This is a genomic window from Robertmurraya mesotrionivorans (assembly GCF_050971805.1).
GTDB lineage: Bacteria > Bacillota > Bacilli > Bacillales > Cytobacillaceae > Robertmurraya_A.
Window position 1 is genome coordinate 237,988 of record NZ_JBPCCH010000001.1, and the last position, 26,053, is coordinate 264,040.

At 38.3% G+C, this 26,053-nt stretch carries 22 protein-coding genes and 1 other annotated feature; of the genes, 20 read left to right on the top strand and 2 right to left on the bottom strand.

The window, feature by feature from the left end; translation table 11 throughout:
• The first annotated feature begins 25 nt into the window (after positions 1-25).
• From lonB to yihA, 3 genes are all read left to right on the top strand, one after another.
• Positions 26-1,693, top strand: a complete 1,668-nt coding sequence (lonB, locus tag ACRX5O_RS01175; RefSeq protein ID WP_433904267.1) for an ATP-dependent protease LonB — start codon at positions 26-28, stop codon at positions 1,691-1,693.
• A gap of 182 nt (positions 1,694-1,875) precedes the next feature.
• The gene (gene lon, locus ACRX5O_RS01180; protein ID WP_433904268.1) at positions 1,876-4,203 is read left to right on the top strand and encodes an endopeptidase La; all 2,328 of its coding nucleotides are present in this window, start codon (positions 1,876-1,878) and stop codon (positions 4,201-4,203) included.
• Positions 4,200-4,781, top strand: a complete 582-nt coding sequence (gene yihA / locus ACRX5O_RS01185; RefSeq protein ID WP_119709293.1) for a ribosome biogenesis GTP-binding protein YihA/YsxC — start codon at positions 4,200-4,202, stop codon at positions 4,779-4,781. Before lon ends, yihA begins: the two co-directional genes overlap by 4 nt.
• Before the next feature lie 44 nt (positions 4,782-4,825).
• On the opposite strand, the gene ACRX5O_RS01190 is transcribed toward yihA, so the two are convergent.
• The gene (locus ACRX5O_RS01190; RefSeq protein ID WP_433904269.1) at positions 4,826-5,311 is read right to left on the bottom strand and encodes a LiaI-LiaF-like domain-containing protein; all 486 of its coding nucleotides are present in this window, start codon (positions 5,309-5,311) and stop codon (positions 4,826-4,828) included.
• A 252-nt stretch (positions 5,312-5,563) separates the two neighbouring features.
• Between ACRX5O_RS01190 and hemA the strand changes: the two genes are divergently transcribed.
• The 8 genes from hemA to ysxE all read left to right on the top strand — a co-directional run bounded on the left by hemA (position 5,564) and on the right by ysxE (position 14,185).
• Complete coding sequence (gene hemA, locus ACRX5O_RS01195) at positions 5,564-6,910, top strand: glutamyl-tRNA reductase (RefSeq protein ID WP_433904270.1); 1,347 nt, start codon at positions 5,564-5,566, stop codon at positions 6,908-6,910.
• Between the two features lie 14 nt (positions 6,911-6,924).
• Positions 6,925-7,758, top strand: coding sequence for a cytochrome C assembly family protein (locus ACRX5O_RS01200; RefSeq protein WP_430774720.1), 834 nt, complete (start codon positions 6,925-6,927; stop codon positions 7,756-7,758).
• Positions 7,759-7,781: 23 nt separating this feature from the next.
• A complete protein-coding gene (gene hemC / locus ACRX5O_RS01205) occupies positions 7,782-8,717 on the top strand; it encodes a hydroxymethylbilane synthase (RefSeq protein ID WP_391557289.1) in 936 nt (311 codons plus the stop codon).
• Complete coding sequence (locus ACRX5O_RS01210; RefSeq protein ID WP_433904271.1) at positions 8,714-9,499, top strand: uroporphyrinogen-III synthase; 786 nt, start codon at positions 8,714-8,716, stop codon at positions 9,497-9,499. The genes hemC and ACRX5O_RS01210 overlap by 4 nt, the downstream gene beginning before the upstream one ends.
• Positions 9,496-10,473 (top strand): porphobilinogen synthase, encoded by a 978-nt coding sequence (gene hemB / locus ACRX5O_RS01215; protein WP_433904272.1) that lies wholly within the window; start codon positions 9,496-9,498, stop codon positions 10,471-10,473. Before ACRX5O_RS01210 ends, hemB begins: the two co-directional genes overlap by 4 nt.
• A 24-nt stretch (positions 10,474-10,497) precedes the next feature.
• Positions 10,498-11,784 carry a glutamate-1-semialdehyde 2,1-aminomutase gene (gene hemL, locus ACRX5O_RS01220; protein WP_433904273.1) on the top strand — a complete coding sequence of 429 codons (1,287 nt, stop codon included), beginning with the start codon at positions 10,498-10,500 and terminating at the stop codon, positions 11,782-11,784.
• Positions 11,785-11,929: 145 nt separating this feature from the next.
• Positions 11,930-13,069: a stage VI sporulation protein D gene (spoVID, locus tag ACRX5O_RS01225; protein ID WP_433904274.1), complete on the top strand. Its 1,140-nt coding sequence runs from the start codon at positions 11,930-11,932 to the stop codon at positions 13,067-13,069.
• Positions 13,070-13,135: 66 nt separating this feature from the next.
• Complete coding sequence (gene ysxE, locus ACRX5O_RS01230) at positions 13,136-14,185, top strand: spore coat protein YsxE (protein WP_433904275.1); 1,050 nt, start codon at positions 13,136-13,138, stop codon at positions 14,183-14,185.
• An 8-nt stretch (positions 14,186-14,193) separates the two neighbouring features.
• Here the strand turns inward: ysxE and ACRX5O_RS01235 are convergent, their stop codons facing one another.
• Positions 14,194-14,385, bottom strand: a complete 192-nt coding sequence (locus ACRX5O_RS01235) for a YszA family small membrane protein (RefSeq protein ID WP_433904276.1) — start codon at positions 14,383-14,385, stop codon at positions 14,194-14,196.
• Positions 14,386-14,569: 184 nt separating this feature from the next.
• Positions 14,570-14,804 (top strand) — a binding site (T-box leader).
• A 43-nt stretch (positions 14,805-14,847) separates the two neighbouring features.
• Between ACRX5O_RS01235 and ACRX5O_RS01240 the strand changes: the two genes are divergently transcribed.
• From ACRX5O_RS01240 to ACRX5O_RS01280, 9 genes are all read left to right on the top strand, one after another.
• Entirely contained in the window at positions 14,848-17,493 is a 2,646-nt protein-coding gene (locus ACRX5O_RS01240; protein WP_433904277.1) for a valine--tRNA ligase, read from the top strand.
• Between the two features lie 61 nt (positions 17,494-17,554).
• Positions 17,555-18,865, top strand: a complete 1,311-nt coding sequence (locus ACRX5O_RS01245; RefSeq protein WP_433904278.1) for a bifunctional folylpolyglutamate synthase/dihydrofolate synthase — start codon at positions 17,555-17,557, stop codon at positions 18,863-18,865.
• 86 nt (positions 18,866-18,951) lie between these two features.
• A complete protein-coding gene (locus tag ACRX5O_RS01250) occupies positions 18,952-20,667 on the top strand; it encodes a sensor domain-containing diguanylate cyclase (RefSeq protein WP_433904279.1) in 1,716 nt (571 codons plus the stop codon).
• Positions 20,668-20,798: 131 nt separating this feature from the next.
• Positions 20,799-21,881: a hypothetical protein gene (locus ACRX5O_RS01255; RefSeq protein WP_433904280.1), complete on the top strand. Its 1,083-nt coding sequence runs from the start codon at positions 20,799-20,801 to the stop codon at positions 21,879-21,881.
• Between the two features lie 193 nt (positions 21,882-22,074).
• Positions 22,075-22,632, top strand: a complete 558-nt coding sequence (locus tag ACRX5O_RS01260; RefSeq protein ID WP_433904281.1) for a Maf family protein — start codon at positions 22,075-22,077, stop codon at positions 22,630-22,632.
• A 44-nt stretch (positions 22,633-22,676) separates the two neighbouring features.
• Positions 22,677-23,273, top strand: a complete 597-nt coding sequence (radC, locus tag ACRX5O_RS01265) for a RadC family protein (protein WP_433904282.1) — start codon at positions 22,677-22,679, stop codon at positions 23,271-23,273.
• Positions 23,274-23,309: 36 nt separating this feature from the next.
• A complete protein-coding gene (locus ACRX5O_RS01270) occupies positions 23,310-24,386 on the top strand; it encodes a tyrosine-type recombinase/integrase (protein ID WP_433904283.1) in 1,077 nt (358 codons plus the stop codon).
• A gap of 3 nt (positions 24,387-24,389) precedes the next feature.
• Positions 24,390-24,704 (top strand): helix-turn-helix domain-containing protein, encoded by a 315-nt coding sequence (locus tag ACRX5O_RS01275; RefSeq protein ID WP_433904284.1) that lies wholly within the window; start codon positions 24,390-24,392, stop codon positions 24,702-24,704.
• 157 nt (positions 24,705-24,861) lie between these two features.
• The gene (locus ACRX5O_RS01280; RefSeq protein WP_433904285.1) at positions 24,862-26,049 is read left to right on the top strand and encodes a site-specific integrase; all 1,188 of its coding nucleotides are present in this window, start codon (positions 24,862-24,864) and stop codon (positions 26,047-26,049) included.
• The last annotated feature ends 4 nt before the right edge of the window (positions 26,050-26,053 follow it).

Below are 26,053 nucleotides of genomic sequence, written 5' to 3' on the forward strand. Positions count from 1 at the left end.
TACGAAAAGTGCAGGAGGGAATGCAATGAGTTGGACGGGTATTGCCTTATTTATTCAGTTGTTTTTTGGCATCGTTATCGGACTCTATTTTTGGAACTTATTAAGAAGTCAACGGACACAAAAGGTGTCCATTGATAGGGAATCAAAAAAAGAAATGGACCAATTAAGAAAAATGAGATCCATTTCATTATCCGAGCCACTTTCAGAGCGTGTAAGACCGAGTACTTTTGACGATATTGTTGGTCAAGAAGACGGAATCAAATCGTTAAAAGCTGCACTATGTGGTCCAAATCCTCAACATGTGATCATTTATGGACCACCTGGAGTAGGAAAAACGGCAGCTGCTCGACTCGTTTTAGAGGAAGCAAAGAAAAATACGAAATCTCCATTCCAATCTTCTTCTGTGTTTATTGAGTTAGATGCAACGACAGCTAGGTTTGATGAGAGAGGGATTGCTGATCCTCTTATCGGATCTGTCCATGACCCTATTTATCAAGGTGCAGGAGCAATGGGACAAGCTGGAATTCCGCAACCAAAGCAAGGTGCAGTAACCAATGCGCATGGTGGTGTATTATTCATTGATGAAATCGGAGAACTTCATTCGATTCAAATGAACAAGCTTTTAAAAGTACTAGAGGATCGTAAAGTATTTTTAGAGAGTGCTTATTATAGTGAGGAGAATACACAAATACCAACGCATATTCATGATATATTTAAAAATGGATTACCAGCAGATTTTCGTTTAATTGGTGCTACAACAAGAACGCCAAGTGAGATTCCTCCAGCAATTCGCTCTAGATGTATGGAGGTGTTCTTCAGGGAGCTAAGTAGGGAAGAAATCTCTTCCATTGCAGAAAAGGCAGCGGAAAAAGTAAAGTTGAAAATCGGTGAAAAAGGTATAGAAACATTAGCATCTTATGCTAGAAATGGTCGAGAGGCAGTAAATATGATCCAAATATCTGCTGGTCTTGCGATTACTGAGGATAGAGATTTTATAAAGGATGAAGACATTGAGTGGGTGATTCAATCCAGTCAGTTAACACCAAGAATGGAACAAAAAATTATGTCCTCTTCTACTATTGGACTCGTAAATGGATTAGCTGTTCATGGACCAAACTCTGGAGCATTGCTTGAAATTGAAGTAACGGTTATTCCTACAAAAGAAAAAGGTTCCATAAACATAACAGGCATAGTTGAAGAAGAAAGCATAGGTGGTCAAGGAAAATCGATAAGAAGAAAAAGTATGGCAAAAGGTTCAATTGAGAATGTTATAACTGTACTTCGTTCGATGGGAGTCCCAGCTGATGAATTTGATATTCACGTCAACTTTCCAGGTGGAGTTCCGATTGATGGACCGTCTGCAGGGATTGCGATGGCAACAGGTATTTACTCAGCTATATACAAGCACCCAATTGACCATACGGTTGCTATGACGGGTGAAATCAGTATTCATGGAAATGTAAAGCCAATTGGCGGAGTATATCCAAAGGTAAAAGCTGCGAAAAAGGCTGGAGCTAGTAAAGTAATTATTCCTAAAGAGAATATCCAATCGATGCTTTACGAGATTAAGGATATTGAGATCATCCCAGTCAGCCATTTGTCTGAGGTGTTCGAACATGCACTATTAAAGGAATACGCAAATGAAGAAGTAATCACAGCATCCATGCAAATATCGAAAAAAGAAAGTATTTAGTGGAATGAAAAATAGAACTTCGGTTTGCAGTTTTGAGGAGCCGGAGTTTTTTGTTGGAAGCTAACGTTTTCGTGATAATTATGATAATTGCTTGTAATTAGACACTACAGGTTAAATACGATAGAATTGTACAAAGAATTCCTTTATAAAAGAGGGAAAGTTGCATTTGGAGGTGCAAGGTAATGGCGAAAAAGACAGAAATCATTGTCCCCCTCCTGCCACTTCGAGGTTTACTTGTTTATCCGACAATGGTTTTACACTTGGATGTCGGAAGAGAAAAATCAGTTCAAGCTCTCGAGAAGGCAATGGTAGATGACAGTTTAATCTTTTTAACAACACAGAAGGAGGTTTCGATTGACGAACCTCTTGAAGATGACTTGTATAAGATGGGAACACTTACGAAAGTCAAGCAAATGCTCAAGCTTCCAAACGGTACAATACGAGTACTTGTTGAAGGCTTAAAGCGAGCGGAGATTGTTACTTTTTTTGATGAAGACGATCACTATTCTGTTGAAATAAAAACATATGAGGACCCAGTTGAAAAAGATGCAGAATCACAAGCATTAATGCGAACGATGCTTGATTATTTTGAGCAGTACATAAAGATGTCTAAGAAAATCTCGGCAGAAACCTTCTCTACTGTCACGGATATTGAGGAACCGGGTAGAATGGCTGACATCATTTCCTCGCATCTTCCTTTAAAACTAAAGGAAAAGCAGGAGATTCTAGAAACAATCAATGTGAAGGAAAGAATTCAAAAGATCGTAGACATCATTCACAATGAAAAAGAAGTATTGAACCTAGAGAAAAAAATTGGCCAAAGAGTAAAAAAATCTATGGAGCGTACACAAAAGGAATATTACTTGCGCGAACAGATGAAGGCCATTCAAAAAGAACTAGGTGATAAAGAAGGTAAGACGGGAGAAGTGAGCGATCTTACTGAAAAAATCGAACAAGCTGGCATGCCGGAGCATGTAAAAGTAACAGCCATGAAGGAGCTAGAAAGATATGAAAAAGTTCCTTCGAGCTCTGCAGAAAGTGCCGTTATTCGTAACTATATCGAATGGCTTTTAGCGATTCCTTGGTCGAAGGCAACGGAAGATGACCTGGATATTCATAAGGCGGAAAAAGTATTAAATACTGACCACTACGGTCTAGAGAAAGTGAAGGAAAGGGTTCTTGAGTACTTAGCTGTTCAGCAAATGACTAACTCATTGAAAGGGCCAATTCTTTGTTTGGCAGGGCCTCCAGGGGTTGGGAAAACAAGCTTAGCCCGTTCGATTGCGACGTCATTAAATAGAAATTTTGTGAGAATTTCTCTTGGTGGAGTAAGAGATGAGTCTGAAATTAGAGGTCACAGACGTACGTATGTAGGGGCAATGCCTGGTAGAATCATCCAAGGGATGAAAAAAGCAGGAACGATCAACCCTGTCTTCCTACTCGATGAAATCGATAAGATGTCAAGTGATTTCCGTGGTGATCCATCGGCAGCCATGCTTGAGGTACTTGATCCAGAACAGAATCATAACTTCAGTGACCACTATATCGAGGAAACATATGACTTATCCAAAGTAATGTTTATTGCTACTGCAAATAATTTGTCAACCATTCCTGGTCCGCTTAGAGATCGGATGGAAATTATTACGATAGCTGGGTACACAGAGCTTGAAAAGATCCATATCGCAAAGGATCACTTGCTTCCAAAGCAAACAAAGGAGCATGGTTTAACGAAAGCTCAGTTGCAAATTCGAGAAGATGGCATTCAAAAAATCGTTCGTTACTACACTAGAGAAGCAGGAGTAAGAAGTCTAGAACGACAGTTAGCGACAATTTGCAGAAAAACAGCTAAGATTATTGTTTCAGGTGAAAAGAAAAAAGTCATCGTTTCTGAAAAAAATGTGGACGAATTTTTAGGAAAGCCAACTTTCCGTTATGGTCAAGCAGAACTTGAGGATCAAGTAGGCGTGGCTACTGGTCTTGCTTATACAACTGTCGGTGGAGATACCCTTCAAATTGAAGTGTCGTTGTCTCCGGGAAAAGGGAAGCTCATACTTACAGGGAAGCTTGGCGATGTCATGAAGGAATCCGCTCAAGCAGCATTTAGTTATATTCGTTCAAAAGCAGAGGAACTTGGAATTGATTCAGACTTTCATGAGAAAAATGATATCCATATCCATGTTCCAGAAGGAGCGGTTCCGAAGGATGGGCCTTCCGCCGGAATTACAATGGCAACGGCATTGGTCTCAGCTCTCACAGGGCGTGCCATCCGTAAAGAAGTTGGTATGACAGGTGAAATTACGTTGCGTGGTCGAGTACTACCAATTGGGGGCTTAAAGGAGAAATCTTTAAGTGCTCATCGAGCGGGTTTAACTAAAATCATTTGTCCAAAGGATAATGAAAGAGATATTGATGATATTCCTGAAAGTGTTCGTGAAGAATTACAGTTTGTTCTCGTGTCACATCTTGACCAAGTGTTAGAACATGCTTTGACTGGCGGTGCCGATAGATGAAAGTAACAAGCTCTGAAATCGTCATTAGTGCAGTTAAGCCAGATCAGTACCCAGTTGAACCAATTCCTGAATTTGCCTTAGCTGGTCGCTCCAATGTAGGGAAATCATCATTTATTAACAAAATGCTCAATCGAAAAGGATTAGCAAGAATTTCTTCAAAGCCTGGTAAAACACAAACACTGAACTTTTATATCGTTAATGAAGTCCTTCATTTTGTAGATGTACCAGGATATGGATATGCAAAGGTTTCAAAAAAGGAACGGGAAGCATGGGGGAAAATGCTTGAAACGTATTTAACGATGAGAGAGCAGCTTAAGGCCGTGTTATTAATTGTTGATTTACGTCACCCTCCAACGGCAGATGATATTATGATGTATGATTTCTTAAAGCATTACGAAATTCCATGCATCGTGATTGCCACAAAGGCTGATAAAATTTCTAAAACAAAAAGAGCACAGCATTTGAAAATCACAAAAGAAAAGCTCGAATTACACCCGCATGATACGATTATTCAGTTTTCTTCTGAAACAGGAGAAGGAAAAGATAAAGCGTGGGCAACCATTGAAAGCTATATGTAGAGTAAAACCGTCAGAACAAAGTGTCTGACGGTTTTTTGTGGTAGTTATTTTTTTCGGATAAAGAGTAAGTAAAAGCCAATTATCACCAACACTACCGGCCAAGACTTCCAAGCAATCGAAACCGTGTTTTCGAGGATACCAAGCCATGCGGTGATTTTATCGTAAAATAAAAGCAATAGTGCGAGTACAAGAAATAATATCCCTTGGAAGAGTCCCGATCGGACCTTTTGGTAACGTAGTAAGAATCCAAGGGCAATAATGAGGATAAACGTTCCAATATGATTTGGCCATAATTGAAAATGGTTGATGATATGGAAATGAAGACCAAAGCCTGTAAGAATGACACCAGGCAGGATGGCTTCGTAATCTTTTCCCCCATACCCTTGAGAGAGAAAGGAGATTCCAACGATGACCAGCAATGTTGGCCATGTGTAAAATTGTTGAAAAAGAGCGATGTTCGCCTGTTGTAAAAAGAAATAAACACCAAAACCAATAAGGATGATTCCAGGAAAGATTCGTTGATTTTTCATTAGCACCACTTCCAGTAAGGATTACTTGATAATCATTCTAATTTTTGTTACTGTACATATGGAGGCTTGTCGTAATATGACGAGCAAGCATTGATTACCAATTAATTATAATAGCATATTTGCATCACAGTTGATTAATTTTTGTTCACATTTTATTCAAATATGGTCATATTTCATTTAAATCTACAAAAATGGAACATGGTATAATTACTACTAACAAACATGCAAATATTCTGGGGGGTGTATTTCTGTATGCATATATTAGTGATCGGTCTTAATTATAAAACTGCCCCTGTTGAAATTCGTGAGCGTTTGACATTTAACCCTTCGCAGTTAGGGGAAGCAATGAACGCTCTTAAAGAAAAAAAGAGTGTGTTAGAGAATGTGATTGTCTCTACTTGTAACCGAACAGAAATCTATGCGGTTGTTGATCAACTACACACAGGCAGATATTATATAAAAGAATTTCTTTCAGAATGGTTTTCGATTGAGCAAAGCGAATTTTCACCATATTTATTTATATACGAACATGACGGTGCTATGGAACACTTATTTAGTGTAACATGCGGTTTGAACTCAATGGTATTAGGCGAGACACAAATTCTTGGTCAAGTTCGTACAAGCTTTTTATTAGCTCAGGAAAATGCAGCAGTTGGTACGGTTTTTAACCAGCTTTTCAAGCAAGCAGTAACCTTAGCTAAAAAAGCACATTCAGAGACAGATATTGGTGCGAATGCGGTATCAGTAAGTTATGCAGCGGTTGAACTAGCGAAGAAAATCTTTGGTTCCTTAAATAAAAAACATGTGTTAATTCTTGGTGCAGGTAAGATGGGAGAACTTGCCATACAGCATCTACATGCAAATGGAGCTAGCAAGGTAACTGTTATTAATCGCACGTATGAAAAGGCTCAGAATTTAGCTGAACGTTTCGAAGGTGAAGCTAAAACACTAGAAGAGCTTCAGTGTTCTTTAATTGATGCAGATATTTTAATAAGTTCAACAGGTGCAAAAGAATTTGTTATTACAAAGGATATGATGACTCAAGTAGAAAAGATGCGTAAAGGAAAGCCTTTATTCATGGTTGATATTGCGGTTCCACGTGACTTGGACCCAGCATTAGCTGAGCTTGAGAGTGTCTTCTTATATGATATAGATGATTTGGAGGGAATCGTTGAAGCGAACCTTCAAGAACGAAAGCGTGCAGCTGCACAAATTATGATGATGATTGAAGAAGAAATTGTTGACTTTAAACAATGGCTAAATTTACTAGGGGTTGTCCCTATTATTTCTGCTTTACGTGAAAAAGCACTTACGATTCAGTCCGGGACAATGAAGAGCTTAGAACGAAAGCTTCCTCATCTGTCTGAACGTGATTTTAAAGTATTAAATAAACATACGAAAAGTATTATTAATCAAATGCTAAAGGATCCAATTCTTCAAGCAAAGGAATTAGCCGCTCGAAAAGATTCAGAACAAGCGTTAGATTTGTTTGTGAAAATCTTTAATATTGATGAACTTGTAAAAGAGCAACAAGTTCTGAGAGAAGCGGAGCCAAATCGAGTGGTTGTAACAAACCCACAGCCTTCCTTTCAATCATAAAAGAGGAGAAGCGAATGTTTGACTACTATATGACGAGGCTGCATGAGCTGACCGTTGTCCTGTATGCTTTGAGCGTGCTCTTATATTTTATTGATTTCTTACATCATAACCGGAAGGCAAATCGTGTTGCCTTCTGGTTACTTGCATTTGTGTGGTTACTTCAAACGATGTTTTTATTTTTGTACATGTTAAAAACCGGCCGTTTCCCGGTGCTTACCATATTTGAAGGGCTCTATTTTTATGCATGGGTGTTAATTACTTTATCATTAGGAATCAATCGTTTACTTCGTGTTGATTTCATTGTGTTTTTTACAAATGTTTTAGGGTTTATTATTCTAGCTATCCATACGTTTGCACCAGTACAATTTGAATCTCACGTGATGGCCGAGCAGCTCATCTCGGAGCTTTTGTTGATTCATATAACACTTGCGATTCTTTCTTATGGAGCTTTTTCCCTTTCTTTTGTTTTCTCTTTTCTTTATTTGATTCAGTACAACTTACTAAAGAAAAAGAAGTGGGGAGCTAGGCTGTTAAGAATTACTGATTTATCTAAACTTGAGCATATGTCATATGTTTTAAATGTCATTGGTGTGCCTATGCTAATGCTAGCAGTCATATTAGGAATTCAATGGGCATACTTAAAAATTCCTGAGATGTTTTGGTTAGATGCAAAGGTCATTGGCTCTTTCGGTGTACTGATTGCATATAGCATTTATTTATACTTACGTGTTAGTAAGGAGCTGTATGGAAGGTCATTGGCTCTTTGGAATATTGCTTCATTCTTAATTGTTTTGATCAATTTCTTTTTAATAGGCAACTTATCATCCTTCCACTTTTGGTACACTTAAGGATACATACATAGGAGGTTTACATGCGGAAAATTATAGTTGGCTCCAGAAGAAGTAAGCTTGCACTTACACAAACAAACTGGGTCATTGACCAGTTGAAGAAATTAGACCCATCCTTTGAATTTGAGGTAAAAGAGATTGTTACGAAGGGGGATAAAATCCTAGATGTAACTTTATCTAAAGTTGGTGGAAAAGGGTTATTTGTTAAGGAAATTGAGCAGGCAATGCTTGATGAGGAAATAGATATGGCGGTACATAGTATGAAAGACATGCCAGCTGTCCTGCCGGAAGGTTTAGTGATTGGTTGTATTCCATTTCGTGAGGATCATCGAGATGCGCTAATCTCTAAAAATCACACGCCTATTAATGAATTAAAGCCTGGTTCTGTCGTTGGCACAAGCAGTCTTCGTCGCAGTGCACAGCTGCTTGCGATTAGACCAGACCTTGAAATAAAGTGGATACGAGGAAATATTGATACACGATTAGCCAAATTAGAAACGGGAGAATATGACGCAATCATACTAGCTGCTGCTGGCCTTTCCAGAATGGGGTGGGCAAGTGAGGTAGTATCAGAGTTTATTGATGATGAAGTATGTATCCCAGCAGTTGGTCAAGGTGCATTATCGATAGAGTGCCGAGAAAGTGATGAACAGCTACTTAACTTATTATCTCGTTTTACTTGTGTGAAAACCAAACAAGCAGTGACAGCCGAGAGAGCATTTCTTCAAAAGATGGAAGGCGGCTGTCAGGTCCCGATTGCAGGGTATGCAAAAGTTGAAGAGAACGGTGATATCTCTCTTACAGGGCTTGTCGCAACTCCAGATGGAAAAACCATCTTAAAGGAATCAGCAAGTGGACAAGATCCTGAAAAGCTAGGGGAGCAAGTGGCAGATGCGCTGATTTCTAACGGAGGTAAAGCGTTAATTGACGCGGTGAAAGTGGAGCTTGATAGTGAATGAGTGATGAATACTCTCTCAACGGAATGAAGGTTCTTGTTCCTAGAGGAAAAAAGCATGCAAAACCATTTTCAGATTTAGTCAAGAAATATGGGGGGATTCCAGTGGAAATCCCTCTTATTTCCTTTCGACCAGTTGCTTCTGCCAATCTGGCTATCCTCCTGCATAAAAAACTACATAAATATGATTGGATTATTTTTACTAGTAATGTGACTGTAGAAACATTCTTTGCTTTCAACATAAACCCGACCGCCCTCGATCACATACAGATTGCTGTTATTGGTGAAAAAACGGAGGAAGCCTTAGTGAGAAAAGGGGTAACAGTTGACTTTAAGCCAAAAGAATATGTGGCTGAAGCATTTGTTGAAGAATTCTCACCGAATATTAGCAAAGGGACGAATGTTCTAATTCCTAAAGGAAACTTAGCTAGGGAACTTATTTCTACCACCCTTGAAAAAAAGGGAGCCCATGTGGATGAACTAGTCATTTATGAAACGTTTTTTCCTGACAGCAGTCGGGACGCATTAGTGAAGGCGCTAACAGAAAAGCAGTTAGATATCATAAGTTTTACTAGCCCTTCGACAGTTGATCATTTTATGGCTGTTGTGAAAGAAATGAATTTATTATCGACTATTGATCATTGCCTGTTCATGTGTATTGGGCCTGTTACTCTTCAACGGGCTAATGCTCTAGGTTTACGCGTGGACGCCATGCCAAATACGTACACAATTGATCATATGCTACAAAGTATTATGAAAATAATAGGAAAGAGGGAGAACAAATGAATCAATCATTTTCTCGTCACCGTCGTTTACGATCTTCAGCAACATTACGCACAATGGTTCGTGAAAACCACTTACACCTTGAAGATTTGGTATATCCAATTTTTGTAGTAGAAGGTGAAAATATAAAAAATGCCATTCAATCTATGCCAGGAGTTTTTCAACTATCATTGGATCAATTAAAAATTGAAATGGATGAAGTTGTAGCACTTGGGATTACGTCCGTCCTTTTATTTGGAATCCCAAATGAAAAAGATGAGTGCGGTACGGGTGCTTTTCATGATCATGGAATTGTACAGGAAGCGACTCGAGTCATAAAAGAACAGCATCCTGATATCGTTGTTATTGCGGACACATGCTTATGTGAATACACTAGTCATGGGCACTGTGGAGTGATCGAAGATGGTAAAGTATTAAATGATCCATCACTGAAATTATTAGCGGATACAGCAGTTAGCCAAGCAAAAGCAGGAGCGGATATTATAGCTCCTTCAAATATGATGGACGGATTTGTTGCGGCCATAAGAGCAGGCTTAGATGAGGCAGGCTTTGAGGATATCCCTATTATGTCTTACGCTGTGAAATATGCTTCTTCTTTTTATGGACCATTTCGTGAAGCGGCTGAGAGCACACCTCAATTTGGAGACCGTAAAACTTATCAAATGGATCCAGCCAATCGAATGGAAGGCTTAAGAGAAGCAAGTTCAGATGTTCAGGAAGGAGCAGACTTCCTTATTGTGAAGCCTGGAATGCCATACTTGGATATTGTACGTGATATAAAAAATAATTTTCACCTGCCTGTAGTTGTCTATAATGTGAGTGGAGAGTATTCAATGGTTAAAGCTGCGGCTCAAAACGGGTGGATTGATGAAAAAAATATTGTAATGGAAATGCTAACCGGTATGAAAAGAGCAGGTGCTGACCTTATTATCACTTACCATGCCAAAGATGCAGCAAGATGGTTAAAAGAAAACTAATACTTGATGAAACGAGGGGTACTTATGCGCTCTTATTCTAAATCTATTGAAGCTTTTACTGAAGCAAAAACACTTATGCCTGGTGGAGTAAACAGTCCTGTTCGTGCGTTTAAATCGGTGAAAATGGATCCGATTTTTATGGAGAGAGGAAAAGGCTCGAAAATTTATGATATAGATGGAAACGAATATATTGACTATGTATTGTCTTGGGGACCATTAATCTTGGGTCATGCAAATGACCGTGTCGTTGAAGCGATTAAAAAGGTGGCAGAACTTGGTACAAGCTTTGGTGCTCCTAGTTTGATTGAAACGAAACTAGCTAAATTAGTAAAAGAAAGAGTGCCGTCTATTGAAATCGTTCGTATGGTTTCTTCAGGAACGGAAGCAACCATGAGTGCTTTGCGCTTAGCTCGTGGATATACAGGGAGAAATAAAATCTTAAAATTTGAAGGTTGTTACCATGGTCACGGTGATTCTCTGTTAATCAAAGCAGGATCTGGTGTGGCAACTTTAGGTCTTCCTGATAGCCCTGGTGTTCCAGAAGGGGTCGCAAAAAATACGATTACGGTTCCGTATAATGATTTGGAAAGTGTTCGCTATGCATTTGAGCAATTCGGCGATGATATTGCTGGAATCATAGTAGAGCCTGTTGCAGGAAATATGGGAGTTGTTTTACCGCAACCAGGATTTTTAGAGGGGCTTAGAGATATTACTACGCAATATGGAGCACTTTTAATATTTGATGAAGTAATGACAGGGTTTAGAGTTGGATACAACTGTGCGCAAGGATATTTTGGAATTACTCCTGATTTAACATGTCTTGGAAAAGTTATTGGTGGTGGGCTACCTGTTGGAGCCTACGGAGGAAGAGCAGAAATCATGGAGCAAATCGCACCAAGTGGCCCAATATACCAGGCTGGAACGCTTTCTGGTAATCCTCTTGCCATGACAGCAGGATTAGAAACACTAAGCCAGCTTACACCAGATCATTATGAGGAGTTTGCGCGTAAAGCAGCATTGCTTGAAGAGGGAATAAGAGCAGCAGCACAAAAACACGATATTCCTCACACCATCAACCGTGTGGGATCGATGGTCGGATTTTTCTTTACAAACGAAGCTGTTACAAACTACGAACAAGCCAAAACTTCAAATCTTGATTATTTCGCTACTTATTATCAAGAAATGGCGAATCAGGGTGTATTCTTACCACCTTCTCAATTTGAAGGAATGTTCCTTTCAACAGCTCATAGTAACGAGGATATCGAAAAAACAATCGAAGCCATCGAAATGGCCTTTTCAAAGCTAAGATAATTACAAGGAAAGAGACTCTAATGGGTCTCTTTTTTTATGTAAACACGCTCTTAGCGATTACTTTTATTCATAAAAATATTCACTAGTTCATAGAGTGATAATGACATAGTGATTAAACGTATAGGATATGAAGGGAGGAGTCGCTTTGTCTCAAGGTAACGAGTCGTGCTTGCGATTTTCATTAGAAGAATCGGTGTGGTTTCAAAAGGGACAGGAAGTAGAGGAGTTAGTTTCTATTTCACTTGACCCAAATATTACGATTCATGAAAACGAACAATATGTCACCATTCAAGGTGCATTAGAATTAACAGGGGAATATCAGCGTTACAATGATGGTTCTAACGAAGAGGAGGATTTGTTTACTGCTCCGAAGTTCGTTCATCATGTGGAGGAGAGGGAAGAGGGACTCTATGAGTTTTCACACCGTTTTCCGGTAGATATAACCATTCCTAATAACCGTATCCAAAGCATTGATGACATCCATGTTGAAGTGGAAAGCTTTGATTATCTTTTTCAAGAAAGAAGCTGTATGAAGCTAACTGCCGATTTAACGATTACGGGTCTTTATGGAGATCAGCAGCATAAACCGGCACATGAAGAAGCAGAAGTGGAAGAAGTTCAACTTGAGGTTGCTTACCGAGAAGCAACCGTTGATGAGGTAGAAGAAAATGTTGAAGGGTCTCATGAGCTTCGTACAGAAGAACAAGAGGAACCAACGATTTTGGAACATGAGTATGAACCATTCGCTGTGGAAGCGAGAAAATCAGCAGATGATACAGAGGAAAAAGTGGTTTCAATAAATAAAGCGGTTGAACTTTTTGAAGCACCACAACTTCCTGTAAACGAAGCGAAAGAGCCTGAAATTACTTTTTCAGCAGCTCGAAGTGAAGGACCCCAAGAGGTTGTAGAAGAAGTCGTTGAGGAGGCACCAGAGGTTGAGCTTCAGCCTTTACCAGAAGCCGAACTTCCGCCACAATCAGTGACAGAACTCCAACCAGAAGCAGAAGTAGAATCTTCTTCTTCACCTCCTCAGCCTAAGATTAAGAAAAAGAAATCTTCAAAAAAGGGGATGTCTTTAACCGAGTTTTTTGCTCGAAAAGAGGAGACGGAAGACTTAACAAAACTTCGTGTAGCCATCGTTCAAAGCGGAGAAACGGTTGAACAATTAGCGGCACGTTACGAAGTACCTGTACAACAATTACTTAAGGTAAACCATCTTGAGTTAAATCAAGATATATACGAAGGGCAAGTTCTTTATATACCTATTCCTATTGCTCATAAATAGAAGAACAACCATTGGGCAGGTGACAACTCCTGCCCTTGTTGTTTTTAATGGAAGGGTTGAGCCTCCTTGTCGAATGTTAATTATTTGCAGCAAATGGAGCCGGTGTTAAAAAATTACGGAGTTAAGCCACAATTTATTGAGAGATTTGGGAAAATCTTTCGTATTTATAGTGATAAAGGAGTATTTGCTCTAAAAAAGATAGCTCCTAAACACGGAACGGATTTTATTAGACATATCCAATATCTATATCAGAAAGGATACAACCGTATTGTCCCTGTTTATCCAACGGTTGATGGACGCTATGCGGTTTTGCATAATCAAGCGTTATATTACTTGATGCCATGGTTACCAAATGAGGAAAAAGAAAACAGGAATGAAAGAAATCAACAGCTTTTCCGGGAGCTAGCAAGGCTTCATACATTGTCGCTTCATGAAGTGACCATTGATCCTCAAGAAAAAGAAGAACATTATACTTCTCTTTCATCACTTTGGGAAAAAGAGACAGAATTTATTGAAGGCTATATTGAAGCATGTGAAGGAAAACAATATATGTCCCCTACCGAACTTTTGTTTTGCTTGTATTACAATGACATTCGTCAAGCACTAACGTATTCCAAAAACAAGCTAAAAGAATGGTTCGAGCTAACAAAGGAAGAAACGAAGGCCAGAGCGGTCTTGGTTCATGGTAAGATCTCTTCTGAGCATTTTCTCTATGATGATAGAGGATATGGATATTTTATTAATCTTGAAGGTAGCAGAGAAGGAGCTGCCATTCATGATATTTTACCTTTTTTATCAAGACTGTTAAATACCTTTCCAAAGCGTTGTGATGACTGTATAGACTGGTTATATGTGTATTTAAAGTACTTTCCATTAAAAGATGACGAAATGCTCTTATTATTAGCTTATTTTGCTCATCCCGGTCCTGTGTTAAGGGTGGTGGAAGAGTATTATAAATCAAAAGAAAGAAATGAAAGAAAGTTTGTTCAAAGCCTGCAGAAACAATTTTGGTTATTAAAAAATTCTGAATACGTCGTCATGCGTATAGAGGAAATTGAAAGACAAAAAAAACAAGCTGCAGCGGCAGCTCAAAGTAACGAGGGAGCCCAAAGTTAATGGGCTCCCTAAATAAATTCAAAGTGAAATGCAATAGCTAGAGCAATGAGTATGGCTAGAAACAATACATCAAATGTTGTTGGAAGAAAGATGGTTCGAATTCCTTGAAAGATACAAAAAGGGATAATGAATTGTCTGCATACTCCTCTCACAGTCCTTAACCATGGTGGCAATGTATAAGGATTATACCTTCTTTTCACACCAATCCCTCCTAAGTTCATAATGTAATACCATAGAGGCTAGTAAAAAAATGCTTCTTCCATTACTCTATGTATGGTTATAAAAAAATATGGGTATCCTTATTGACGTTAACGTACTTTTTTATGTAGTATATGGAGTATAAAATGAAGGTTCATATCTTTAGTCTTACATAATTGAATACAGAAATCTGCTTTGAAAGGGAAGAGTAGGTTGGTTACTCGCTTTAAGAGAGGAAAACTCGTGTCTGAAAGGTTTTCTAAGCGTTCCAATTGAAGGTCGCCCTTGAGCATCTTTTACGAACAGCAATGCTTTGTAGTGAAAGACGGGAAGTCCGTTATCTATTTTAAGAGCCAATCATGGTTTATTTATTGATTGGAAAAAAGGTGGTACCGCGAAGCAAACTCCATTCGTCCTTTTTAGACGATTGGAGTTTTTTTGTATTTAGCTTAGGAGGGAACAAAATGGAAACAAATGAATTAACAATGCCAACCAAATACGACCCAAATACGATTGAACGTGGTCGATACGAATGGTGGCTAAAGGGAAAATACTTTCAAGCACTTAATGACCAAGAGAAAGAGCCATATACAATCGTTATTCCGCCACCAAACGTAACAGGAAAGCTACACTTAGGGCATGCTTGGGATACCACCTTGCAAGATATTCTTACGAGAATGAAACGTATGCAAGGGTATGATGTATTGTGGTTGCCAGGAATGGACCATGCTGGTATTGCAACACAAGCAAAGGTGGAAGAAAAGCTCCGTGCCGAAGGAAAAAGCCGATATGATCTTGGTCGTGAGGCATTTGTGGAAGAAACTTGGAAGTGGAAAGAAGAGTATGCGAGTCATATACGTGAGCAGTGGTCAAAGCTGGGTCTAGGTCTTGACTACAGCAGAGAGCGTTTTACGCTGGATGAAGGATTGTCGAAAGCAGTAAGAGAGGTTTTCGTTTCATTATATAAAAAGGGACTTATCTATCGAGGAGAGTATATAATCAACTGGGATCCAGCAACAAAAACAGCGCTTTCTGATATTGAAGTTATTTATAAGGATGTTCAAGGTGCTTTCTATCATATGAAGTATCCTTTAAGTGACGGCTCAGGATTCATTGAAGTGGCAACTACAAGACCAGAAACCATGCTTGGAGACACGGCAGTTGCTGTTCACCCTGAGGATGATAGATATAAGGACTTGATTGGGAAGACAGTTATTTTGCCGATTGTTGGTCGTGAGATCCCAATCGTTGGTGACGACTACGTAGATATGGAATTTGGTTCAGGCGCAGTGAAAATAACTCCGGCACATGACCCGAATGACTTTGAAATTGGAAATAGACATAATCTTGAACGCGTACTAGTAATGAACGAAGATGGCACGATGAATGCGAATGCCGGTAAGTACCAAGGGCTGGACCGCTTCGAGTGTCGTAAGCAAATCGTTAAGGATCTTCAAGCAGATGACGTATTATTTAAAATTGAAGAGCATATGCACTCAGTTGGGCACTCAGAAAGAAGTGGTGCAGTAGTTGAGCCATATTTATCAACACAGTGGTTCGTTAAAATGCAACCTTTAGCAGATGAAGCAATCGCCTTACAAAAGAAAGAAGAAAAAGTGAATTTTGTTCCTGACCGATTTGAGAACACGTACCTGCGCTGGATGGAAAACATTCGTGACTGGTGTATTTCTCGTCAGCTTTGGTGGGGCCACCGTATTCCAGCGTGGTATCACAAACAAACAGGAGAGGTACATGTTGATCATGAGCCTCCTGCAGATATTGAAAACTGGGAACAGGATAAGGACGTATTAGATACATGGTTCAGTTCTGCTCTTTGGCCGTTTTCGACCATGGGCTGGCCAGATATCGAATCAAGTGATTACAAGCGTTACTATCCAACCGATTGTCTTGTAACTGGTTACGATATCATCTTTTTCTGGGTATCAAGAATGATCTTCCAAGGCTTGGAATTCACAGGAGAACGTCCATTTAAGGATGTCCTTATCCACGGACTTGTTCGAGATGCTGAAGGGCGTAAAATGAGTAAGTCACTTGGAAACGGTGTTGATCCGATGGAAGTAATTGATAAGTATGGCGCAGACTCATTGCGTTATTTCTTATCAACAGGAAGCTCTCCAGGGCAAGATTTACGTTATAGCACGGAAAAGGTAGAAGCAACTTGGAACTTTGCTAATAAAATCTGGAATGCCTCACGCTTTGCGTTAATGAATATGGACGGATTAACGTATGAACAAATTGACTTAAGTGGTGAAAAGTCTGTAGCGGATAAATGGATTTTAACTAGACTGAATGAAACCATTGAAACCGTAACAAGACTATCAGATCGATATGAATTTGGTGAGGTTGGTCGTGTTCTATACAATTTCATTTGGGATGACTTCTGTGATTGGTATATCGAAATGGCGAAGCTTCCACTTTATGGTGAGGATGAAGCAGCAAAGTTAACAACAAGATCTATATTAGCTTATGTTCTTGATCAAACGATGAGACTTCTACACCCATTCATGCCGTTTATTACAGAGGAAATTTGGCAGAACCTTCCTCATAAAGGAGAGTCAATTACGGTTGCACCATGGCCTGTAGTAAATGAGGAGTTAACTGATCATCAAGCTGCTTCCGATATGAAGCTATTGGTTGAGATTATCCGTTCTGTTCGAAATATCCGTGCAGAAGTAAATACTCCGCTAAGCAAAAAGATTAACATGATTGTAAAGGGTAAAGACGACAATATCTCTGCTGTGTTGGAAAAGAACCGTGCGTATATTGAGCGTTTCTGTAATCCTGAAGAATTAGTCATTGGAACGGTAGTTGATGAGCCAGAGAAGGCGATGACAGCTGTTGTAACAGGAGCAGAAATTATTCTTCCACTAGCTGGACTGCTAAATATAGAGGAAGAAATTGCTCGACTAGGAAAGGAATACGCAAAGCTTACCCAAGAGGTAGAACGTGTTCAAAAGAAACTCAGCAATGAAGGCTTTGTGAAGAAGGCGCCTGAGAAAGTAATTAATGAAGAGCGTGCAAAAGAGAAAGACTACATGGAAAAACGAACGCTAGTAGAAACGCGTTTAAATGAATTAAAAGGACTGTAATATTTAGTAGGACGAATCTAAAATGGATTCGTCCTCACTCTATTATGAAAGGTGAACCATCATGTTTTTTACTTATGAAGAAGCAGTGGCATGGATTCATGCTAGATTAAGGCTCGGAATCAAGCCGGGGCTTACAAGAATGGAATGGATGATGGACAGGCTTGGTCATCCAGAGAAACATTTTCACTCCGTACATATCGGGGGGACGAACGGAAAAGGTTCGACTGTTACATTTTTAAGATCCATTTTAGAAGAGCAGGGATATACGGTTGGCACCTTTACTTCCCCGTATTTTGAGCAATTTAACGAACGAATTAGTGTGAATGGAAAGCCTATATCTAATGATGATATTGTGCGTTTAGTCAATATAATTAAACCTTTGAGTGATGAACTTGAGCAAACGGAACTAGGGGGACCAACGGAGTTTGAGGTCATAACAGCTATGTCGCTCTATTATTTTGGTCAGTTGAGCTCGGTTGATATCGTACTATATGAGGTCGGCCTAGGTGGACGGTTTGACTCAACAAATATTATAAATCCTCTTCTGTCGATTATTACAAGTATTGGTCTTGACCATACTGCCATCTTAGGTGATACCCATGAGAAAATCGCATTTGAAAAAGCTGGTATTATTAAGCCACGTGTACCCATTATTACAGCTGTTCACCAAACAGAAGCGTTACAAGTAATAAAAAAGAAAGCATCGAAAGAGAATGCAGATTGTTTGGTATTAGGGGAAGACTTTCATGTTATGAACCATCAGTCATTTTCAAATGGGGAAGAGTTTGATTGGAAGATGGCTGATAAAAACTGGTCTTCTATTCAAACGACAATGATAGGTAAACATCAAATAGAAAATGCGTCCTTAGCAATTATGGCCGCTCATCTATTAAATGATACGAATCAATTTGTAATTGATTCCACGTCTATTAGAAAGGGTATAAAAAAAGCCTATTGGCCAGGGAGATTTGAAGTGGTAAGTAACGACCCGACGGTTGTTATTGATGGAGCTCATAACGAAGAGGGAATTCACACATTGGTCCGTGAAGCGAAAAAACGCTACCATGATAAGGAAATCCACATCGTTTTTGCGGCGTTAAGAGATAAAAAGCTAGATGGAATGATTCAAGAGCTAGATGAAATCGCCTCTCAAATCACCTTCGTATCCTTTGATTTTCCGCGCGCAGCAACCAGCAAAGAACTCTACTCGATTAGTTTGTCTGAAAATAAAAAAGAAAACATGGATTGGGAGGCAAGTATTGAAGATGAACTATTCCATCTTGGGGAAAACCAAGTGCTTGTCATTACAGGATCGCTATATTTTTTAGCAGAAGTAAAACCAAAATTACTTAAGCTACTAGAAACAATGTAAAATAAAACTATGACAAATATCTGAATCTTTGATAAACTTAACGTAAAGTAAGTCTTTTCACCCATTAATAAAGGAGGGGAGAGGAAATGGATCCAAAATCAAAAAAAATCATTTGGATATCTTGGCTAGCAATTGTCCCAATTGGACTCTATTTAACATATTCCTTTTTCCCACCATTAATTAGTGGGGTAGATTTTGATCTATTTGCATTTCTTTTGCTAATCTCTTTCGTTGCATCCGTCCCAATGGTTGTAAATAATACTCCTATTTTTCTTATTCAATGGGTATCATTGGCGGTGTTTTTGACATTTGGGTTATTTTATGAAATGATTCTTGTGCAATTTGGTATCATCGTCCTTTTAATTAAACTTCGTGTCACCAAACAGCAATTATATCGTTTTCCCCTTAATTCACTTATGTTTTTTGTTTGCTCGCTTCTCAGTGGAGTGATTTATTATGCATTAGGCGGCGTTCACGGCCTTACTTTGGTAGAGAATCCAAAGCTGCTACTGATTGCGATAATTTACGCAGTCGTAAATTATGCTCTCAATCAGTTGATTCTATCAGGTATTAGATATGCTTTGTTTAAGCAAAAACAGCAGTACTTTGGTAAGGATTTTATTTGGGAGACTATTACATCTATCCTTACTTTGCCTATAGGGCTAGTTCTATACACGTTATATATCGAGGTAGGCGTTGTGGCTCTATTATTTGTTGGAGTACCGTTTGCTAGTCTTTCGATCATTTTAAACCTTTACTACTCCACTGAAAAGGTGAATAGTTATCTCCAAAAAGCGGCGGAAATTGGACATGAGCTTGCTGAAAGACTTGATGTGGAAGGGGTGCTGGGACTCTTTTTACAAAAATTAAAAACCTTGCTTCCAGTGGATGAAGCGTATGTGTTGGATAAAGAGAATGGTCAATTGCACATCATTCGGATGGAGAGTAGTCATGGAGAGTTTCGATCCTTCGAGACAATGAAACCTTTAAAAAAAGGAGAAGGAATTGGTGGGAAGGTTTGGGCAGATAAGAATGCCCTTATTTTCTCGAGCAGCAAAGAGTGGAAATTTATAACAAAGGAGCCGCTTTCCCCGGATATGGAGAGTGTACTTTGCGTTCCTATTGTTAAAAGCAACGAAGTGGTTGGAATCTTATTGCTAGCTTCTTCTGAAAAAAGGGCGTACGAAAAATCACAGCTTATGATTCTTGAAATTTTATGCTCTTACTTAGCTGTAGCTGTGGAGAATGCGAGACATTATGAGAAGACAAAAGAAATAAGTGAGCGATGCGCACTTACCAATCTGTACAATTATCGATACTTAGATAATGAGCTGCAAGCAGAGTACGAGAAGTTGATGGCAGCTGAAAGAAAGAAAATCTCTCTCATTTTGTTAGATATCGACCATTTTAAGTCTGTAAACGACACATATGGACACCAAAGTGGGAATGAAATTTTAAGAGAATTAGCTGGTCGATTAGAAAACTTGGTCGGAAAAAAGGGAACTGTTGCGAGATATGGTGGAGAGGAATTTACGATTCTATTACCTGATGTTGATAAGCAAGAGGCACTCAAACTAGCTGAGCTTGTGCGATTAACGATTGCTAATTGGCCATTTACCCTTGAACAACATATTTCGGAGAAAAATAAAAAGTTGCTAGTAAACATTACAGCATCAATTGGAGTAGCCACATCCCCCGACGATGCGGACGATCCTCAATCATTAATACGACACGCGGACCGTGCATTATATGTAGGAGCGAAGCGCGCGGGAAGAAATAGAGTAGCTCAATACGTAAAATAAAATAGAAATTACAAAAATAACCAAGAAATTTGGCGAAATCATTCCATGACAAGACGACAAAAGTCTTGTTATTTTTTTTGTACTCTATGATAGGATGAAACAAGCACTCATCTTCGAAGGAGGCAAATGTAGTGGAAAACCAGAAAAAAAATACTATCACGATAAAAATTGATGGTAAATCAAGAACGTATCAAGAGAATAAGCAAAAATTAAAACCAGAAAAAATGACTTCTAGTAAAACCTTTGTCGAAGATGATGGTCGAAAACTAGAATTCGATAAACGGCCAGTAGAAAAGGCAAGTATAAAGGAACCGAATTATGAGGAAGTTGCAGCGGCTTCTGCTGAAAAGAATGAAGAAGACTTTGACTGGATTCTGCCAGAAACTAGTGAGGAACCTGAACTAGAGGAGTACAAGATTGCTAGCTATACAAGTAAACCAAATAAGGGAAAGAGCGTGATCAAAGCCCTTAAGAAAAATAAAAATAATCTATCTCCTTCTATTTTCTTTGCCCTGTTTTTTGCCGTAATCATTGGGATGAGCTTCGGATTTATTCTCTTAAGACTTGTCATTAGTGACCAGACGCTTGGAGGACAAGAAGTAGTTACGACGGTTCCCCCTACTGAACAACAAAGCGAACAGGCGAATGTAACAAACTATACATTACCAGTTGTGTCTACTTTTGTTGTTCAGCAAAGTGCTTATACTACAATTGAAAAGGCAAATGAAGGAAAGAAAGATCTTGATCAAAAAGGAATTCCTTCTGCAGTCGTGACAATTGATAAAAGTTATTTACTTGTCGGCATTGGTGAAACAAAGGAGAATGGAAAAGCAATCGGAGCACGATTAGTTGAAAAAGGCATCGATATATATGCAAAAGAAATACAAGTCGGTGGCATTCAACTAAACGAAATCACCAGTACAGAACAAAAGCTACTAGAGCAGGCATCACAATTATATGCACCACTAGTGACAATTAGTACAAATCTCACACTGGAACAAACGATTCCTGAAGGAGCTTCAAATAATGTCACACAAATGAAAGCCGAGTGGGATAAAATTAATAGTAAAGAAATTAAAAGTGAAAGATTTATTCAGCTCAAAGAGGAAATAGACAAAGCAATTACTGTTGCGATAAATCCATCAAAAGAGAAGAGCACAGAGCTTCAGCAGCATTTATTAAGCTTTTTGTCCTTATACCAATCAGAAAAATAAAAATATCGACATTTTCGGATATTTTCCGGGAAATGGCGAGAAAATAGCAGAGTCTTGTCAATCCATTGACAAGCTCTGTTTTTTTATGTTTTTTAAGAAAAAAAGTTCAGTTAAAAAATGACTGACATCCTATTTTTTGTTACGATAAAAAGGTATCTCCCCTATGATCCAAATAAAAAGGTAAGGTGATCTTATGCAAAACCTCATTTTAGCCTCTTCCTCTCCTCGACGAAAGGAACTGTTATCCATTCTTCAAATCCCGTTTGAGGTAAAAGCAAGTGATGTGGATGAAACCTTTCATTCTGAACTTGCACCACATGAAGTAGTTATCGATTTAGCAGAGCGTAAGGCAAAGCATGTGTCAAAAAATGATTCTTCATCTATCGTCATTGGTGCAGACACGATTGTTGTTGCTGCTGGTGAAATTCTAGGAAAACCTAATAACCCAACCGAAGCTTTTGATATGTTAAGGAAATTATCTGGTTCAACACATTCTGTTTACACAGGAGTAGCGGTTGTATCGGCTGCTCGTACAACGACTTTTTATGAAAAGACGGATGTAACATTCTGGGAGTTAACGGACGAAGAAATTCACTCCTATATAAGTACCGGTGAACCGTACGATAAGGCGGGAAGTTACGGTATACAGGGATTCGGTAGCACATTAGTGAAACGAATTGCAGGTGATTACTTTACGGTCGTTGGATTACCGATAGCCCGCCTTGTCCGCGAATTAAAACCTTTTAGGTGATGAAGGTTCAACGTCGACCTCCCAAAAAAATTAGGAGGTATGAAATGCGAACAGAAGCACTGATGATTAAGGATTATCCCCATGAAGACCGTCCCCGGGAGCGCTTTGTTCAAAGTGGTCCAGAAAGCCTTTCAAACCATGAACTACTTGCTCTTCTTTTGAGAACGGGAACAAAAGAAGAGTCCGTTCTTCAATTGGCGAATCGACTATTAAATCATTTTGAAGGACTTAGGCTTCTAAAAGAAGCGACCTTAGATGAAATGACCCAGATTAAGGGGATTGGTATGGCTAAAGCTGTTCAAGTACTTGCTGCCGTAGAAATAGGGAGGCGAATTACAAACTTGAATTATGATGATCGGTATGTTATTCGTTCACCTGAAGATGGTGCTAAGTATGTGATGCAGGATATGAGATTCCTTAGTCAAGAACATTTTGTATGTCTATATCTTAATACAAAAAATCAAGTCCTCCATAAAAAAACAGTCTTTATTGGGAGCTTAAATGCTTCCATCGTTCATCCTCGTGAAGTGTACAAGGAAGCATTAAAACGTTCTGCAGCTTCTGTTATATGTGCACACAATCACCGGATAATGGTCATGTTTCCTTTTGATAAGATATATGATATATTAGGTGTTGGCTAATAATATTAGGTATCACCTAACAAAAGGAGTGGCTAAATGGTGAGACATCCGTCTTTAACTGTAGTTAGTAATAAACAAGTATATAATTTACCTACATATGAAGAGTCTAGACAGTACGAAGCAAAGTTGGTTGGACTATGGGAACAACAGCAACTTGTTTTAGGGTATACTCAACACACTATTACACTAGGTACAAAGTGCCTGAATGAATTTCTAGAAGTGTCAAACAAATTCATCTGGGAAGTATCAATGGAAGATGCAGACAATTTCTATTTAAAGTTAGTTGGACGTGGTCTATCTTATTCAACAAGAAGGAAGTATCAATCAACTATTTCTACATTTTTAGACTACCTTAGGACAAGACATAGTCATGAGATTTGGGAAAAGTATAGAGTACAAGTTCCAGTCCTTTTAGACAAGTTTAATAGATACTATCATCGAAATGATGATTATGATGGGAAAGTTATACCACCTAAACCAGAAATACTAGAAAGGTTTTGGAGTGGTTTAAAAGAGGAGATGAAAACTGCAAGAAAGTATTCAACCCTTGCTAGAGATTATACGCTTTTTCGGATGTTAGAATTAACGGGTCTAAGGACACACGAAATTATTATGTTAGATGTAAATGATTGTAGGTTTGATCTAGGTGAAAAAGGAAAGGTTCATGTGAGGTTTGGAAAAGGTTCCAAGGGTTCTGGGTATAAAAGAAGATGGGTACCTTTACTAGATGATGCAGATATTCTAATAAAATGGTATTTGGAAAATATCAGGCCTCTTTTTACTACAAATACAGAAGGACCCTTATTTCTCTCGGAAAGTGGTGCAAGACTAAGCAAAGATACAGCGAGGAGAAGTTTAACAAGGCGTCAAGAAAATATGGGATTCACAAAGGGTGAGATTTTTAGTCCTCACCAATTAAGGCATTCATTTGCTACACGTCAGACAACATTAGGAGTTGACTTATTAACATTAAAGGAGTTACTTGGTCACGCTGATGTTGCAACTACATTTAATTACTCAAATCCAGGATCAGATCATATAGAGAGAAGGGTAAGAATGGCACAAGAAAAGTGGAAGAGATTTTTACTGAATGATAACAAAGAAGGTGAATAATGAATGGTTTTAGAATGGAGATTAAGAAAAGTTATGGCTGAAAATGGTATATGGTCAGGTGCAGAGTTAGGGAGAATTTTAGAAGATAAAGCAGGTTATAAATTATCACCACCTTCTATTAGTGCACTTTTAACAGTTGAACCTAAACAAATTAAGTCTCAAACTATGGACGCCTTATGCACTGCACTAAATTGTAGCCCCAATGATTTATGGAAACATACACCTACCCCAGTTAAAATAATCGAAAAACCTAGTCACACTTTAATTGCAAAGGCTGTTAACGAAACTACATCTGAAAAGAAATTACCTCCAATTTAATTATATGAATTGTAATCTATGTGGATATAAACTTAATAATTCAGAGATTAAGAAAAAAGCAAATAAGTGTCATAACTGTGTTAGCAGGTTAAGGGTAGAGACAATACAAACAGATGAGTTTATTAACAATTTATTTGTAAAGAGCTGGAGTGCAGGTTTGTTTAGAAGATATATAAAATTTATGATTGTTAAGGGCATTCATGTAGGTACGATACGGAGACACAGTAATAACGTAGCAAAAGTACTACAAAAAGCTGAATTAGATTTACTGAGTTCTTCTGAAATTACAGAAAGCTGGCTAATGGAGGCATTAAGAGATTTAAATGTAACCCCTATTAAGCCAAGTATGGTTAGTTTTTTAAATAGCGAAGGTATACTGAAAAGAGATAAGGAAAAAGCGATTCATGAGAGTATCCTAAAATACCTTGATAAAGTTCCAAAAGAATTTACAAGACTTTTAAATATATATATTAATGAACGCTTTGAATTGAGGGAAAGGCAAATAAAATTTAATGCAAGAAGACCATTGTCACTGTTAACAGTTCTTACGGATATGGAGCTATATGTGAGGTGTGTAAGGTGGTTAGTATATGAGCGTAAACATGTGGGTTCTTGGGATACTATTCAACAAGAAGATATACATGCGTATCTCTTAATACTTAAACCGAAACATAGGGAGATTGCTAGAAAGAAATTATTGCTATTGCTCAAATTAGCTAAGAGAAAAAGAATAATAACACATATTCCACTTCTAGATATAAAATCAAGAGAATTACCTTCAACAATTGAAATATTGTCTATTGAGGAACAAAGGAGAGTAGCAGGGCTAATTAGAATGAACAGGTATGAAAAACCTATAGACTGTCTATTAACTTCATTATGTTTCTATCATGGACTTTCAAATAAACAAATTAGTAATATTAAAATGGATCATATCAATGTCGACAAAAAACTTATACTATTTGAAAAAAGACCACCTGTATATTTATTAGATGATGAGCTTGAATTGTTAAATATATATATAAACTATAGAAAAAACCTAAAGAATACCTTTAGTAATTCAAGTTATTTGATAAAAAGTGGCAGTAATGCGGATATATATGAAGATAGACCTGTTAACAAAACTTTCGTATCGACTAAAGTAAAGAATCTATGCAATTTCACTCCAAAATCACTTAGAATCACTTGTTTTAACATGATTTCTAGCAGTTTTGGACCACAGTTGTTAGTAGAAGGTTTTGGCCTATCTCTTACACAAGCTTCTAGATATGGAAAGTTAGAGGACTTTCTTATTGAAGAAACAATTCAAGACCAGCGTTCTCAAATTTTTAATGGATTAAATTAAGTGA